Origin of the sequence: Streptomyces sp. NPDC005266 (assembly GCF_040607655.1) — a bacterium.
GTDB lineage: Bacteria > Actinomycetota > Actinomycetes > Streptomycetales > Streptomycetaceae > Streptomyces.
In genome coordinates this window covers 408,144-423,648 of record NZ_JBEXHC010000005.1, presented here as the reverse complement: position 1 = coordinate 423,648, position 15,505 = coordinate 408,144, and the positions used below count along the sequence as shown (strand labels likewise).

Below are 15,505 nucleotides of genomic sequence, written 5' to 3'. Positions count from 1 at the left end.
GATGGCTGTCGACACCAGCCGGTCGGCGGACCCGGCCGCGGGCGTGAAGAGCGCCCGCGGCCGGGTCCGCAAGACCGGCGAGCAACCCCCCGGCCGGATCCGCAACGCGCTGGCCCGCCACTGGTACGCCTGGGCGATGATCGCGCCCGTCGTGATCGTCATCGGGCTGATCATCGGCTATCCGCTGGGCCGCGGCCTGTATCTGTCGCTGACCGATGCCAACGAGGCCAACGTCGAGCGCACCATCGGGGTCAATCACATCCCCGCCACGTACAAGGTCGTGGGCCTCGACAACTTCACGGACATCCTGAAGAACCAGGTCTTCTGGGACCGGCTCGGCTGGACCGTGACCTGGACCGTCAGCTGTGTGGCCCTGACCTTCGCGCTCGGCCTCGGCCTCGCCGTCCTGCTCAACCGCCGGTTCGCGGGGCGCACCCTCTACCGGTCGCTGCTGATCCTGCCCTGGGCCGTCCCGGCCTTCGTCTCCGTGTTCGCCTGGCGGCTGCTCTTCAACGAGAAGAACGGCATCCTCAACAAGGTGCTGCACGGCGGCGGGATCGACGCGGTGCCGTGGCTGAACGACCCCACCATGGCCAAGGTCTCGGTCATCGCCGTGAACGTCTGGCTCGGGGTGCCGTTCATGCTGGTCGCCCTGCTCGGCGGGCTCCAGTCGATCCCCGGTGAGCTGTACGAGGCCGCCGAGATGGACGGCGCGAGCCCCTTCCGGCGGTTCCGCCACATCACCCTGCCCGGGCTGCGCTCGGTCAGCTCCACCGTGGTGCTGCTGTCCACCATCTGGACCTTCAACATGTTCCCGGTGATCTTCCTGCTCACCCGCGGCGGACCGGGCGACGCGACGGAGATCCTGGTGACGTACGCCTATCGGCTGTCCTTCGTCGACAGCCCGCGGAACTTCTCGGGGGCCTCCTCCTGGGGTGTGCTCATCCTGCTCATCCTCATGCTCTTCGCGGTGGTCTACCGCCGCTCGCTCCGCAAGCAGGGAGAGGTGTGGTAGCCATGCGCGACCAACGACGTGGCCCGCTCGCCTCGATCGGGCTCCACACGACGCTCCTCATCGCCTCCGTCGTCGCGGTCTTCCCGCCGCTGTGGCTGCTGGTGACCTCGTTCAAACCGAAGAGCGAGTCGTTCAGCACCGATGTGGTGAAGGACCCGACGCTGCGGAACTACGAGCATGTCCTGAACGACACCGAGTTCCTGAGCTGGTTCGGCAACTCGCTCTTCATCGTCCTCGTCACCACGGCGCTCGGCGTCTTCGTCGCGGCCACCACCGGGTACGCCGTCAGCCGCTTCCGCTTCCCCGGCATGCGCCCGCTGATGTGGCTGCTGCTGATCACCCAGATGTTCCCGGTGGCCATCCTCATCGTGCCGCTCTACAACATCATGGCGACCCTGGGCTGGCTCAATCAGCCGATCGGGCTCATCGTCACCTACCTCACCATCGCCGTGCCGTTCTGCGCCTGGATGATGAAGGGCTTCTTCGACACCATCCCCGTCGAGATCGACGAATCGGGCCGGGTCGACGGGCTGAACCCGTTCGGCACCTTCTGGCGGCTGGTCGTGCCGCTGGCCAAGCCCGGCATCGCGGTGACCGCGTTCTACACCTTCATCACCGCGTGGGCCGAGGTCGCCTACGCCTCCGCCTTCATGACGGGCGAGGAGAACCTGACGCTCGCCGCGGGGCTGCAGACCTTCGTCAACCAGTACACCTCGGACTGGGGCTCGATGACGGCGGCCGCCGTCATGATCGCCATCCCGGCGGCGCTCGTCTTCTCGTGGGCCCAGCGCCACCTGGTCGCGGGACTCACGGCCGGTGCCACCAAGTCCTGACCCCGGGTCACACACCCCCACAAGGAATCCAAGGACGTCATGACGCAGTACCTCGCCGACCGCTCCGCCGCCATGGCACCCCCGGGTGACACCCCGGGCTGGTGGCGGGACGCGGTGATCTACCAGATCTATCCGCGGAGCTTCGCCGACGGCAACGGCGACGGCGTGGGCGACCTCGACGGCGTACGCGCCCGGCTGCCGTATCTGAAGGAGCTGGGCGTGGACGCCGTCTGGCTCAGCCCCTTCTACGCCTCCCCGCAGGCCGACGCCGGCTACGACGTCGCCGACTACCGGGCCGTCGATCCCCTGTTCGGCACCCTGCACGACGCCGACGCGGTCATCCGCGAGGCCCATGCGCTGGGCCTGCGCATCATCGTCGACCTGGTCCCCAACCACTGCTCCGACCAGCATGTCTGGTTCCGGCAGGCGCTGCGCGAGGGCCCCGGGTCACCGGCGCGCGAGCGGTTCCACTTCCGTCCCGGGCGGGGAGCGGACGGGGAGCTGCCGCCCAACGACTGGGAGTCCCTCTTCGGCGGGCCCGCCTGGACCCGTACGGACAACCCCGACTCCACCCCGGGCGAGTGGTATCTGCATCTCTTCGCGCCCGAACAGCCCGACTTCAACTGGGACCACCCCGCCGTCCGGGACGAGTTCCGCTCGGTGCTGCGCTTCTGGCTCGACCTCGGCGTCGACGGATTCCGCATCGATGTGGCCCACGGCCTGGTCAAGGCCGAGGGGCTGCCCGACCTCGGCCGCAGCGAACAGCTGAGGCTGCTGGGCAACGACGTCCTGCCGTTCTTCGACCAGGACGGGGTGCACGAGATCTACCGCAGCTGGCGCACCGTCCTCGACGAATACCCCGGCGAGCGCATCGGCGTCGCCGAGGCGTGGACCCCGACCACCGAGCGCACCGCGCTGTACGTGCGCCCCGACGAGCTCCACCAGGCGTTCAACTTCCACTTCCTGGGGACGGGCTGGGAGGCCAAACGGCTGCGCGAGGTCATCGACGAGTCGCTCGCGGCGATGCGGCCGGTCGGCGCGCCCACCACCTGGGTGCTCTCCAATCACGATGTCGTCCGGCACGCCACCCGCTACGCCACCGACAGCCCCGCGCAGGGGCTGCGGCGGGCCCGGGCCGCGGCTCTGCTGATGCTGGCGCTGCCCGGCTCGGCCTACGTCTACCAGGGTGAGGAGCTGGGATTGCCGGAGGTGACCGATCTGCCGGACGAGGCGCGCCAGGACCCCGCCTTCTTCCGCCGGGCGGGCGGGACCGGCCAGGACGGGCTGCGTGACGGCTGCCGGGTGCCGATCCCCTGGTCGGGCACCGAGCCCCCGTACGGCTTCGGCCCCCGGCCCGGCGGCCCCAGCTGGCTGCCCCAGCCGGACGACTGGGCCGCGCTGAGCGTCGAGGCCCAGACCGGCGACCCGGGCTCGACGCTGGAGCTGTACCGCGAGGCGCTCGCCGTCCGCCGTGACCATCCTGCCCTCGGGGCGGGGGAGACGGTGGAGTGGCTGCCGGCCCCCGAGGGCGTCCTGGCCTTCCGCCGCCGGTCCCCGGGCGACGGGCCGGACCTCATCTGCACGATCAACACCACCGGTGCCCCCGTCGGCATCCCGGCCCCGGGCCGTCCGCTGCTGGCGAGCGACGCGCTTCCCTGGCGGGAGGCCGCGCCGCACCGTCCCGGCCCGCACAGCGACCCCGACGGCGCCGCCCCGGCCCAACTCGCGGACACCGGCCAACTTCCGGACACCGGCCAACTCCCGGACACGGGAGCAGAGTTCGCCGTGCCCGCCGACACGGCCGTGTGGTGGACCGCGTGAGCGCACCCGTGCCCCCGCGGCTCGCCGATATCGCCGCCCAGGCCAAGGTCAGCGAGGCCACCGTCAGCCGAGTGCTCAACGGCAAGGCCGGGGTCGCGGGCACCACCCGGCAGCGGGTGCTCGCCGCGCTCGACGTTCTGGGCTACGAGCGTCCCGTACGACTGCGGCGGCGCAGCGCCGGGCTGGTGGGGCTGGTGATCCCCGAGCTGACCAACCCCGTCTTCCCCGCCTTCGCCCAGGTCATCGAGCAGGTGCTGGCCGGCCACGGCTACACCCCCATCCTGTGCACCCAGATGCCCGGCGGCGCCACCGAGGACGAGCTGGTCGAGCAGTTGGAGGAACGCGATGTGGCGGGCATCGTCTTCATGTCCGGGCTGCACGCCGACACCACGGCCGACCCGGCGCGCTATGCCCGGCTGGCCGACCGCAAGGTGCCGTTCGTCCTGATCAACGGCTACAACGAGCACATCCAGGCCCCGTTCGTCTCGCCCGACGACCGGGCGGCGGCACGGATGGCCGTCCGCCATCTGGCCGCGCTCGGCCACGAGCGGATCGGGCTCGCGGTCGGCCCCGCCCGGTACGTCCCCGCGCTGCGCAAGGTCGAGGGGTTCACGGCGGCGACGGCCGAGGTGCTGGGCCGGCCGCCGGGCGAGGCCGGGGAACTCGTCCGGCACACCCTGTTCAACGTCGAGGGCGGGCAGGTGGCGGCCGCCGCGCTGCTCGACCAGGGCTGCACCGGCATCGTGTGCGGCAGCGATCTGATGGCGCTGGGAGTGGTCCGCGAGGCGGCCCGGCGGGGGCTGCGGGTGCCCTGGGACGTCTCGGTGGTCGGCTTCGACGACTCGCCGCTGATCGCCTTCACCGACCCCCCGCTGACCACCGTCCGCCAGCCGGTGCAGGCGATGGCGACGGCGGCGGTGGGGGCGCTGCTGGAGGAGATGGCCGGGAGCCCGGTGCAGCGCACGGAGTTCATCTTCCAGCCGGACCTGGTGGTCCGCGGCTCCACGGCCCAGGTGCCGCCGCGGCCCGCTGGGGGCACCTCCCAGCGGTAGCCGGGGGGAGGCTTGAGCGCCCCGGCGGGGGGACCTCCCAGCGGTAGCCGGGGGGAGGCTTGAGCGCCCCGGCGGGGGGACCTCCCAGCGGTAGCCGGGGGGAGGCTCGAGCCCCAAAGAATCCGGCCCGACCGGGCGGGCGCGTGGGGCCCCGTGCGAGGGGCCCCCGACCGGCCGGACCGGAGAACGTGGTTGAAGTTAACACCGTCGCAATCCCTTGCGAAAGGTCTTGCAACAACAAATCGGCGCGGGTACGGTCCGGTTGCCGACAGGTGAATGACTCCTTACAGCAAGAACCTTCAACTGGCCTTACGGGAATGGCGCGTTGCCGTACGAGGCTCGGACGTCACCCCCATCCCCCCACGGATCCCCCCACGCAGGAGGAACGATGGCCAGAAGACCCATCTCCGCCGCGCTCGCCCTCGCGGCGGGCGTGACGGCGTTCGCCGCTGCGCCCCAACCGGCGGCGCAGGCGACACCGCCCGGCACCAAGGACGTCACCGCGGAGCTCTTCGAGTGGAAGTACGACTCCGTCGCCAAGGAGTGCACCAGCACACTGGGGCCCGCCGGCTATGGCCATGTCGAGGTGTCCCCGGCCACCGAGCACGTCCAGGGCGGCGCGTGGTGGACCTCGTACCAGCCCGTCAGCTACAAGATCGCCGGGCGGCTCGGCGACCGCACCGCCTTCAAGAACATGATCGACACCTGCCACGCCGCCGGCGTGAAGGTGGTCGCGGACGCCGTCATCAACCACATGACCTCATCCCCGTCCGGCACCGGCACCGGCGGCTCGACGTACACCAAGTACAACTACCCCGGCATCTACCAGTCGCAGGACATGGACGACTGCACCGCCGAGGTCACCAACTATTCCGACCGCTGGCATGTGCAGCACTGCGAACTCGTGCACCTGGCCGACCTGGACACCGGAGAGCCGTACGTCCGCGGCCGGATCGCCCAGTATCTGAACGATCTGCTCTCGCTCGGTGTGGACGGCTTCCGTGTCGACGGCGTCAAGCACATGCCCGCCGAGGACCTGGCCGCGATCAAGAGCCGGTTGAGCGATCCGGGCGTCTACTGGAAGCAGGAGGTCATCTACGGGGCGGGCGAGGCCGTCTCCCCGACGGAGTACCTGGGCAACGGCGATGTGCAGGAGTTCCGCTACGGCCGTGACCTCAAACGGGTGTTCCGACACGAGAAGCTGGCCTACCTGAAGAACTTCGGCGAGGACTGGGGCTATATGGCCGGCGGCCAGTCCGGCGTCTTCGTCGACAACTGGGACACCGAGCGCAACGGCTCCACCCTCAGCTACAAGGACGGCGCCGACTACACCCTGGCCAACGTGTTCATGCTGGCCTGGCCCTACGGCTCCCCGGACGTCCACTCCGGCTACGAGTTCAGCGACAACGACGCCGGACCACCCAACGGCGGCACCGTCAACGCGTGCTGGCAGGACGGCTGGAAGTGCCAGCACAAGTGGCCCGAGATCATCAGCATGGTCGCCTTCCGCAACACGGCGCGGGGCGCCGCCGTCACGAACTGGTGGGACAACGGCAACAACGCGATCGCCTTCGGGCGCGGTGACAAGGCGTACGTCGCCATCAACCACGAAGGCGGCGCTCTCACCCGGACCTTCCAGACCTCGCTGCCCGCCGGGACCTACTGCGATGTCCAAAGCCGCAAGCCCGTCACGGTCGACTCCTCGGGCCAGTTCACGGCCACCCTCGGCGCGAACACGGCGCTGGCGCTGCACGTGGGCGCCCGCAGCTGCGGCTGAGCCCTGCTCCCCCTTCCACCCCCCAAGGAGCCACCACCCGTGAAAGTCACCCTCCGCCGCACCGCCGCCGCCCTCGCCACCCTGGCGCTGTGCGCGGCGGCGGCTCCCGCGGTCCAGCAGCCCGCGCACGCCGCCGAACCCGCCACCGCCGAGGCGCAGTGGATCGACCGCGCCACCGTCGTCTGGAAGGTCGAGCACACCGCCGGCACCGACGAGGAGCTGAGCTATTCCGGCGGCGGCACCCTGCGGCTGGCCCCGACGACCCTGACCAACGCCCAGAAGGCCGCCTACCCCCACCTCGCCGGCCGCCCCGCCTTCGCCGTCGACCCCCGCGACCGCGACAAGGCGCCCACCGCCCTCCGGGGGCCGGTCACCGCCGTCCAGCGCGCCGCCGACGACCACCACGAGCTGCGCCGCACCGGGGTGCAGATCCCCGGCGTCCTGGACGACCTCTACGCGGCCGCCGCCCGCCGGACGGCCCTCGGGCCGGTCTTCCACAGCCGCCGCCCCACTCTCTCCGTCTGGGCGCCGACCGCCCAGTCCGTGGCGCTCGACCTCGACGGCCGCACCGTCCCCATGCGGCGGGACGCAGCCAGCGGGGTGTGGAGCGTGACCGGCACCAAGGACTGGCGGAACAAGCCGTACCGCTACCGGGTCACGGTCTGGGCGCCCAGCGTCCGGAAGACGGTCACCAACGAGGTCACCGACCCGTACTCCACCGCCCTGACCGCCGACTCCGCGCGCAGCCTGGTCACCGATCCGGCCGACCCCACGCTCGCGCCCAAGGGCTGGTCCGCGCTGAAGAAGCCCCGGGCCGTCCCGCTGCGCGACGCCCGGATCCAGGAGCTGCACATCCGCGACTTCTCCATCGAGGACCGCAGCAGCGCCCACCCCGGCCAGTACCTCGCCTTCACCGACCGCGGCTCGGACGGCATGCGGCACCTGGGGCAGCTCGCCCGGTCCGGCACCTCCTACGTCCATCTCCTCCCCGCCTTCGACTTCTCCACCGTCCCGGAGCGGAAGTCCGGCCAGGCCCGGCCCCGCTGCGATCTGGCCGCGCTGCCCGCCGACTCCGACCAGCAGCAGAAGTGCGTGGGCGAGGCGGCGGCGAAGGACGGCTACAACTGGGGCTACGACCCGCTGCACTACACCGTTCCCGAGGGCAGCTACGCGAGCGACCCGGACGGCCCGGCCCGCACCCGGGAGTTCCGGCAGATGGTGCAGGGCCTGAACCGCACCGGCCTGCGCGCCGTCATGGACGTCGTGTACAACCACACCGTGGCCTCCGGGCAGGACGCCATGTCCGTCCTCGACCGGATCGTGCCCGGCTACTACCACCGGTTGCTGGACGACGGCACCGTGGCCACCTCCACCTGCTGCGCGAACACCGCGCCCGAGCACGCCATGATGGGGAAGCTGATCGTCGACTCGGTCGTCACCTGGGCCAAGCAGTACAAGGTCGACGGCTTCCGCTTCGACCTGATGGGCCACCACCCGAAGGCCAACATCCTGGCCGTACGCAAGGCCCTGGACGCCCTCACCCCCGCCAAGGACGGGGTGGACGGCAAGTCGATCATCCTCTACGGCGAGGGCTGGAACTTCGGCGAGGTGGCCAACGACGCCCGCTTCGTCCAGGCCACGCAGCGCAACATGGCCGGCACCGGCATCGCCACCTTCAGCGACCGCGCGCGGGACGCGATACGCGGCGGGGGGCCGTTCGACGAGGACCCGCGGGCGCAGGGCTTCGCCACCGGCCTCTTCACCGACCCCAACTCCTCACCCGCCAACGGTTCCTCCGCCGACCAGCGGGCCCGACTCCTGCACGACCAGGACCTCATCAAGGTCGGGCTCTCCGGCAACCTCGCCGACTACGCCTTCACCGACACCCGCGGGCGGCACGTCAAGGGCTCCGAAGTCGACTACAACGGCTCCCCGGCCGGTTACGCCGCCGCCCCCGGCGAGGCGGTCGCCTACGCCGACGCCCATGACAACGAGACCCTCTACGACGCCCTCGCCTTCAAGCTGCCGGAGCGCACCCCGGCGGCGGACCGGGCCAGGATGCAGGTCCTGGCCCTGGCCACCACCACCCTCTCCCAGGGCCCGGCGCTCAGCCAGGCGGGCACGGACCTGCTGCGCTCCAAGTCGCTGGACCGCAACTCCTTCGAGAGCGGCGACTGGTTCAACGCGATCCACTGGCGGTGCGAGGACGGCAACGGCCTCGGCCGCGGGCTGCCCCCGGCGGCCGACAACCAGTCCAAGTGGCAGTACGCCAAGCCGTTGCTGACGAACCCGGCGGCACGCCCCGGCTGCGGCGAGATCACCAACGCCTCCGCGGCCTACCGCGATCTGGTGCGGATCCGCACGACGGAGAAGGACTTCAGCCAGTCCACCGCGGCCGGAGTGCAGTCCGCGCTGTCCTTCCCGCTGTCGGGGACCGAGGAGACACCGGGGGTGATCACCATGCGGCTCGGACGTCTCGTCGTGGTCTTCAACGCCACCCGGGACCGGCAGTCCCAGCACGTCGCGGCCCTGGCCGGGACGCCGTACGCCCTGCACCCGATCCAGGCGCGGGGCGCGGACGCCACGGTCAGGACGTCCACGTACGACCGGTCCACGGGCACGTTCACCGTCCCGGCGCGGACGGTCGCCGTCTACGCCACCGGACGCTAGTGCCGCGTCAGCCAAGGTTCACCCCGCTCGCCGCCCTGCCACGGCCATCTGCGGCGTTGCCGAATCGACCGAGTAGGCCCACTACGAGGCCGATCCGGCGCCTTGCAGCTGACCGCACCAGGACGCCTCGCTACCGGGCAAACCTTGGCTGACGCGGCAACTAGCCACGGCAACCGGCGCCGGATCGGCTGCTCAGCCGATCCGGCGTACCGGCTGGCCGGTGAACTGGGCGATGGCTTCGACGTCCGCGTCCGTGTGGAGCACAGTGAGCGTGTGATGCGCGGCTGTGACGGCGACGAGCAGGTCGATCGGGCCGGCGCTCCGGTGCCAGGCCCTGTCCGCCAGTAGCTGCCGTCGATATCTCTTCCCCGAATAAGATGCCAGCGCCACCGAGTCGGCGCGGCGTCAGCGCAGGGCGCCCAGGCGGTCCCCGTTGCGCAGCCGGGCCTTGAGGTCGGCGCGGGCGCCGGCCTTGGCGGGGAGGGTGAGGGCGCGGCCGTAGGCGCGGCCCCGGACGGCGCCCGTCGCCGTGATCCTGGTGACCTGGCGGCTGCCCGCGGCCAGCAGGTACCAGTGGCCGGACCGCGCCTTCCACAGCACGCCCGCCAGCACCCGCGGCTCACGGGGGCCGCAGGCCGGGGAGGAGTCGGCGCTGGCCGCGATCGCCCCCGCCGCCCCGCGGCGCGTGTCCCAGGGCTGGAACTGGGCCAGCACCCTGCTGCCCGTGCCGCGCCAGGTGTCCGCGCGGGTGCACAGCCAGGCCGCGTGGCCGCCCGCCTCGGGAAGGGGCTGGGCGGCGAAGCGCCAGGAGTTCACGGTGCGCACGCCCCGCGCCTGCATCAGCGGCAGCCGGCAGGCGGTCCGGGCCCAGCTCGCGCGGGCCGCGCGTCCCTCGACATCACGGGCGCCCCGCGCCGGGCTGCCGTACGTCAGCCGGGCCGGGGCCAGTTCGCCCAGGTCGGCGACGAGCCGCGAGCCGAGCTGCAGGGCCGGCCAGCCGCGGCAGGGGCGCAGCTGGGGCAGGGTGCGCACCGGCTCGGTCACCCCGTCGGCGGTGCGGTGCAGCGGGCGCGGCGCGGTCCCGGTCCGTACCAGGTCCCGCACCCACGCGTGACGCACCCAGGGGGCCGTCAGATAGCGGACGTTGCCGTCGGTGCGGCTGAGCACCAGCGCGGTCGAGGTGGCGGCGTTCGCGGCATCCAGCCGGGCGAGGTCCAGAGCCACCGCCTCGCCGTCGCCGCTCTTCGCCTCCGCGTAGCGGGCGACCCGCAGCCCGTCGTACAGCAGCACCACCGCCGCCTGGTCCACCTCGCCCGCGTACAGCAGTTGCGGCGGCCCGGCGGGCGGCCCCGACTGCGTGCCCAGGGTGGCCGACAGCCGCACCGAGCGGCCCGGCCGCGCCCATACGGCCAGGGCGCGGCGCAACAGCGCGGTGTCGCGGACGCGGTCACCGCGCGCGGGCCAGGAGGAGAAGTCGGCGCGGGTGGCCGTGCGCCACGCGTCGGGCGCGGCCCGCGTCAGCTTCGCCGGATCCAGGGCCCGTTCGGAGGACGGATTGCGGGCGTACGAGGGCGCCGCCGCACCGCTCGGCCCCCAGCCCTTGCCCGGCATCCCCAGCAGCGTCCCGCACACCACCAGCGCCACCACGGCCACCAGCGCCGCCCGCAGATGCTGCCGGCGGCGCATCAGATCCGTCGGCCGCGCCTGGAGCGAACAGGGGTCGAACTCCGCGGACTCCAGCAGCGACCCGTCCCGGCTGCCCGCCGGCTCCGGCACCGAGTCCGCCTCGGCGAGCGCAGTCCGCGGATCCGCGACCCCGGCGGCCTGCAGCAGCTTGCGCGCCTCGCGGTCGCTCAGCCGCTCCAGCTCGCGCAGGACGTACGCGGCGCGGCCGGGCCCGGACAGCTCGGACAGCGCCTTGTCCAGCGCCAGTTCATCCGCCCCGCCGGAGCGCGGGAACAGCCGCAGCCCGAACACCTGCGGCAGCGGCTGCGGCACCCGCCACCAGCGCCGCGGCCGGGCGGCGCGCAGCGCGTGGCGCAGCACCCGCAGCCGTACGTAGGCGTAGCCCGCGTCGGCCGCCGACCCCTTCGTCCCGCGCTGCCAGGGCAGTTCGAGGTCCGAGTGCGGCTCGGCGCCCGCGCCGCCCGCCCGGTTGCGCGGCAGCGCGCGCTGCGCCAGCGCGTGGGCGGCCAGCACCCGGCGGGTGCGCCCCATACCGGGCGGCAGGATGAGGTATCCGAGCCGCACCAGCCGCGGGTAGTGCTCGACGATGGCGGCCTCGGCCTGCTCGACGTCGATCGGGCCGGTGGTGTCTTCGTCGTCGGGGGCTGTCGCCTGCTGCTGGTCCACGTTGCGTAGAACGAGTGGCGGCGCGGGTTGGTCACCTCACCCGCCGCCGACGGCGGCGGGTGAGGTGACCCCGTTCGATTTACGGCGTGTTGGTGTGCCAGCCGCTGAACTCGACCGTCCCCCGGACACCACTGCCGCCGTTCGCCGCGCTCATGAAGAGCCCGGCGTCCTGGGCGCCCGCCGCCGAGTCCGGCGCCGTCACCGTGGCGACCTTCCGCCAGGTCGCGCCGTCATCGGTGGACAGCTCGCCGGTGTAGGAGGTGGTGGCGGTGCGGGTCAGCCGCAGCAGTGCGGGCGCCTTCACGCCGGTGATCCGCTGGTAGGTGTCGAGCGTGCCGTCGCCGTTCGCGTCGTACGACAGTACGACGCCGTTCGCCGGGGTGACGGACAGGTTGACGAAGCCGGGGGAGCCCGCCGTGGCGAGGGCGTTGCGGACGATGATCCCGGCCCGCGCCCACGGCCCGGTGGCCGCCTGGCGCTCCACCTTCGCCGTCACCGCGCCGCCGACGGCCAGCACCCCCGCCCGGTAGACCGCCCCGAACTCGGCAGTGGCCTTCCACAGGTCCTGGCCCGCCCCGTCGATCGCGAACCGCTCGCCCAGCTGCCCGAAGACCGCGCCGCTGTTGGTGACCGTCCTCAGGCCGTCCGCCAGCGGCCCGCCGAGCCACAGCGTGCCGCCGCGCACAGTGCGCACCCGGTCCTCGCCGCGCGGCCCGTACGCCACGGCCAGCTCGTACGGCAGCGGCTTCAGCGGACGGTCCAGCGGCCCGTCGGGGGCGGTCGCGCGCCAGCGGACTTCCCCGGTGCCGCCCGCCGGGACGCTCGGCAGCCGGCTCGGTCCGTCCGGTACCGGGGCCGGACCGGTCAGGGTCAGCTCGAAGTCGACCCGGCCGGTGGGGCGCAGTCCGTTGACGTTCCGCAGGGCGGCGGTGATGGCGGCCGAGCCGCCGGGCGGCAGCGTGGCGGGCTCGGTGGTGACGGTCACCGTGCCCTGGTACGGGGCCTTGGCGAGCGCCTCGTACACCCGCTGGGCGGTGTGGTGGGCGTCCGCCGTCGGCCGCACCGGATAGCTCTTGCGCTCACGCGTCCACGGCTCCTCGACCGCGAACCAGTCGAAGGCGCGCGGCGCCCGCCCCTGGGCCAGCGCGTCCTCCAGCTCGTCCAGATAGGACTGCCACTGGGGGAGGTGGAAGTCGCCGATCAGGCCGTTCCAGTCCCGGTTGGCGTAGTTGGCGAGCTTGCCGCCGTCCGCCGTGACCCGGTCCGCCCACGTGGTGATGAGGGCGCGGGCGGCGTGCTCCAGCTGGGCGGACTCCTCGGCCCCGGTCGCCATCCGCTTGGCGTCCTCCAGCCAGGGGCCGAGCAGAAAGCGGCGGTGGGCGCCGGTCATGGCGTCGCTCAGCCGCATCAGCTTCAGCCACAGCCGGGCCAGCCGCCGGAAGGTCTCCAGGTCCTTGCGCTGGTACGCGTCCTGGAGCTGCGGGATCAGCTGCCAGGAGCGGTTGGCGAGCGCCTGCCGGGCGGTGTCGGTCAGATCGTGGCGGTAGGCGTCGCTGTCGCGCAGCGCGGGCCGCACGGCCAGCAGTGCCGCGAAGGCGACGTCGAAGCCGGCCGGGTCGAAGGCGGGCGTGTGGGTGGCCCAGTGGGTTCCCGAGCGGGCGGAGAGGGAGGGGCGGGCGGCGAAGACGGAATCGTGCGGCCGGCCGTCCTTGCTGCTGATCCGGTACGCCGTGTCGCGCAGCGCGGCGAACGCCTCCCGCGCCCGCTCATCGCGTCCGCCGAACCGCACATCCGCCCAACGACGGAACCAGTCGGCGCGGTCCACCGCCTCCTCCCGCCACGCCAACTCGCTGAACAGCTCGAACGCCGCCGGGTCGCGCTCGACCGCCTCCGCCATATAGGCCGTGCCGACGAGCTTGCTGCCCGGCTTGTCGCGCCAGACGGTGAACCGCTGCGCCCACATATGGGTCTTGGCGCCGATCGTGGTGCGGCCGCCGAAGTTGGGGATGGTGCCGAAGGCGTACGGGACCGAGCCCCAGTCCTTCTCCCGGTCGGTGACGGTGTCGAGGTCCGACAGGCCGTCCACGACCAGCATGCGGTCGTGGTCCACGGCGTCCAGCAGATCGCGGCGCGGATTCTCCTGCCAGCCCAGGATCACCCAGGTGGCGCCGGGGCGGGCCCTCCGCAGGGCGCTCTCCACGGCGCGGGCCGCGTCCGGGACCGGGACGTCGCCGGGGTCGCCGCCCTCGTGCAGCAGGTCCATCTTGAACAGCTCGGCGGGGCCGAACAGCTCGTGCTGATGGCGGTAGAAGGCGGCCGCCACCTTCCTAAACGCCTCGGTCCGGGGATCGAGCCAGTCGGGGCGCTTGAGCCCCGCCCAGTCACCCTGCGGGACCGTACGGGCCCCCGCGTTACGGGCGGCGAAACCGTCCGGGACGGTGCCGAAGTAGCCGGGGAGGACAGGCCGCATGCCCAGCTCGCGCAGCCGGTCGGCGATGCGCCGCCCCAGCGCCGTCCGCCTCTCCAGCAGCTCGGTGGACACCGGACCGCCGTAACCGCTCATGTTCTGCAGCAGCCACCAGGGCTGGTGGGAGGGGGCGGGCAGCCAGGCACGCGCCTCCGCTTCCGTATAGCCGAACTCCTGCAGCAGCCGGTGGTAGACGGCCTCCTGGCCCGCGGTGACCAGGAGCTCGTTGCAGCCGTGCAGGGCCGCGATGTCGATCAGGTGCTCCCAGCGGTCCCAGTCGGCGAAGGGCGCGGTGTAGCCGTCATGGGTGTCGTTGAACGCGAAGCGGTGCGGCAGCGCGGTCGATCGCTGGACGGGGCGGTGGGGCGCGGGCAGCCTCTTCGGCAGGTTCAGCTGATCGCCGGACCAGGTGATCTGTGCGTGGCACGTGTACTTCAGATACCAGTGCACCCCGGTGAGCAGCACCGCCGGGCTGGTCCCGGCCACGGTGAGACGCCCCGGCGACCCGGTGACCTCGAACCGCTCCTTCCCCTCCCCCTTGCCCAGGGCCACCAGCCGGAACTGGTCGGCGTGCTCGGGGAGCAGCCGGTGCAGCGCGGCCCGCGCGGGGGCGGTGTCAAAAGCGGTCACGGCGGTGTCCTGTGCGATGTCCCGTGCGCCGTCCGGCGCGTCGGCCGCGGCGAGGGAAGAGCTCCCCAACGCGGCTCCGGCCCCCAGAGCTCCGGCGGTTCCGATCAGCGTGCGTCTGCTCAGGTCGCTCATGCGCCCCCCAACGGACAACGGCCAATGCGTTGTGTGCCAACGGCACTTAACCAGCGTTGAGGAGCGGGAGCAATGGGGCGCACGGGACGGCCTCAGTCCCGGCTGTGCCCCTGGTCCAGATAGGCCAGGACCGCCAGCACCCGGCGATTGTCGTCATCGGACGGCGGCAGCCCCAGCTTGGCGAAGATATTGGACGTGTGCTTGGCCACCGCCCGCTCGGTGACGAACAGCTGAGCCGCGATCGCCGTGTTCGACCGGCCCTGCGCCATCAGCTCCATCACCTCCCGCTCACGCGGCGTCAGACGCCCCATCGGCCGGTCCTGCCCCCGCCGGTCCAGCAGCTGCGAGATCACCTGCGGATCCATCGCCGTACCGCCCGCGGCGACCCGCCGGATGGCGTCGATGAACCGGTCCGCGTCGAACACCCGGTCCTTGAGCAGATACCCGATGCCCCCACTGCCGTCCGCCAGCAGCTCCCGCGCGTACAACTGCTCCACATGCTGGGACAGCACCAGCACCGGCAACCCCTGCCGCTCCCGCCGCGCGGCCAGCGCACACTGCAGCCCCTCATCGGTGAACGACGGCGGCAGCCGCACATCCACCACGGCGACATCGGGCTCCAGCTCGGCGAACGCCCGAGCCAGCTCGGGCCCGCTCTCGACGGCGGCGGCGATCTCGAAGTCGTACGCCTCCAACATGCGCACCAGCCCGTCCCTCAGCAGGAACAGATCCTCGGCGATCACAACGCGCACGGGT

General features: G+C 72.5%; 8 protein-coding genes and 1 pseudogene. 6 read left to right on the top strand and 3 right to left on the bottom strand.

The features are described 5' to 3' along the window. Window position 1: 1 nt before the first annotated feature. From ABZU99_RS13130 to pulA, 6 genes and pseudogenes are all read left to right on the top strand, one after another. Window positions 2-1,015, top strand: a complete 1,014-nt coding sequence (locus ABZU99_RS13130; RefSeq protein WP_355938970.1) for a sugar ABC transporter permease — start codon at window positions 2-4, stop codon at window positions 1,013-1,015. 2 nt (window positions 1,016-1,017) lie between these two features. Next, complete coding sequence (locus tag ABZU99_RS13125; protein ID WP_355938972.1) at window positions 1,018-1,848, top strand: carbohydrate ABC transporter permease; 831 nt, start codon at window positions 1,018-1,020, stop codon at window positions 1,846-1,848. Between the two features lie 39 nt (window positions 1,849-1,887). Then, window positions 1,888-3,531: pseudogene (locus ABZU99_RS13120) on the top strand (glycoside hydrolase family 13 protein); the annotation flags it as partial. A 125-nt stretch (window positions 3,532-3,656) separates the two neighbouring features. After that, entirely contained in the window at window positions 3,657-4,721 is a 1,065-nt protein-coding gene (locus tag ABZU99_RS13115) for a LacI family DNA-binding transcriptional regulator (RefSeq protein ID WP_356046915.1), read from the top strand. A gap of 388 nt (window positions 4,722-5,109) precedes the next feature. Continuing rightward, window positions 5,110-6,498, top strand: a complete 1,389-nt coding sequence (locus ABZU99_RS13110) for an alpha-amylase family protein (RefSeq protein WP_356046917.1) — start codon at window positions 5,110-5,112, stop codon at window positions 6,496-6,498. A 39-nt stretch (window positions 6,499-6,537) separates the two neighbouring features. Further along, window positions 6,538-9,168 carry a pullulanase-type alpha-1,6-glucosidase gene (pulA, locus tag ABZU99_RS13105; protein ID WP_356046919.1) on the top strand — a complete coding sequence of 877 codons (2,631 nt, stop codon included), beginning with the start codon at window positions 6,538-6,540 and terminating at the stop codon, window positions 9,166-9,168. 405 nt (window positions 9,169-9,573) lie between these two features. On the opposite strand, the gene ABZU99_RS13100 is transcribed toward pulA, so the two are convergent. The 3 genes from ABZU99_RS13100 to ABZU99_RS13090 form a co-directional block, all read right to left on the bottom strand. After that, window positions 9,574-11,520, bottom strand: coding sequence for a hypothetical protein (locus ABZU99_RS13100; protein WP_355938987.1), 1,947 nt, complete (start codon window positions 11,518-11,520; stop codon window positions 9,574-9,576). A gap of 79 nt (window positions 11,521-11,599) precedes the next feature. Beyond that, window positions 11,600-14,749 (bottom strand): alpha-N-acetylglucosaminidase, encoded by a 3,150-nt coding sequence (locus ABZU99_RS13095; RefSeq protein ID WP_356046923.1) that lies wholly within the window; start codon window positions 14,747-14,749, stop codon window positions 11,600-11,602. A 92-nt stretch (window positions 14,750-14,841) separates the two neighbouring features. Next, window positions 14,842-15,501 (bottom strand): response regulator transcription factor, encoded by a 660-nt coding sequence (locus ABZU99_RS13090; RefSeq protein WP_355939807.1) that lies wholly within the window; start codon window positions 15,499-15,501, stop codon window positions 14,842-14,844. Window positions 15,502-15,505: the final 4 nt, after the last annotated feature.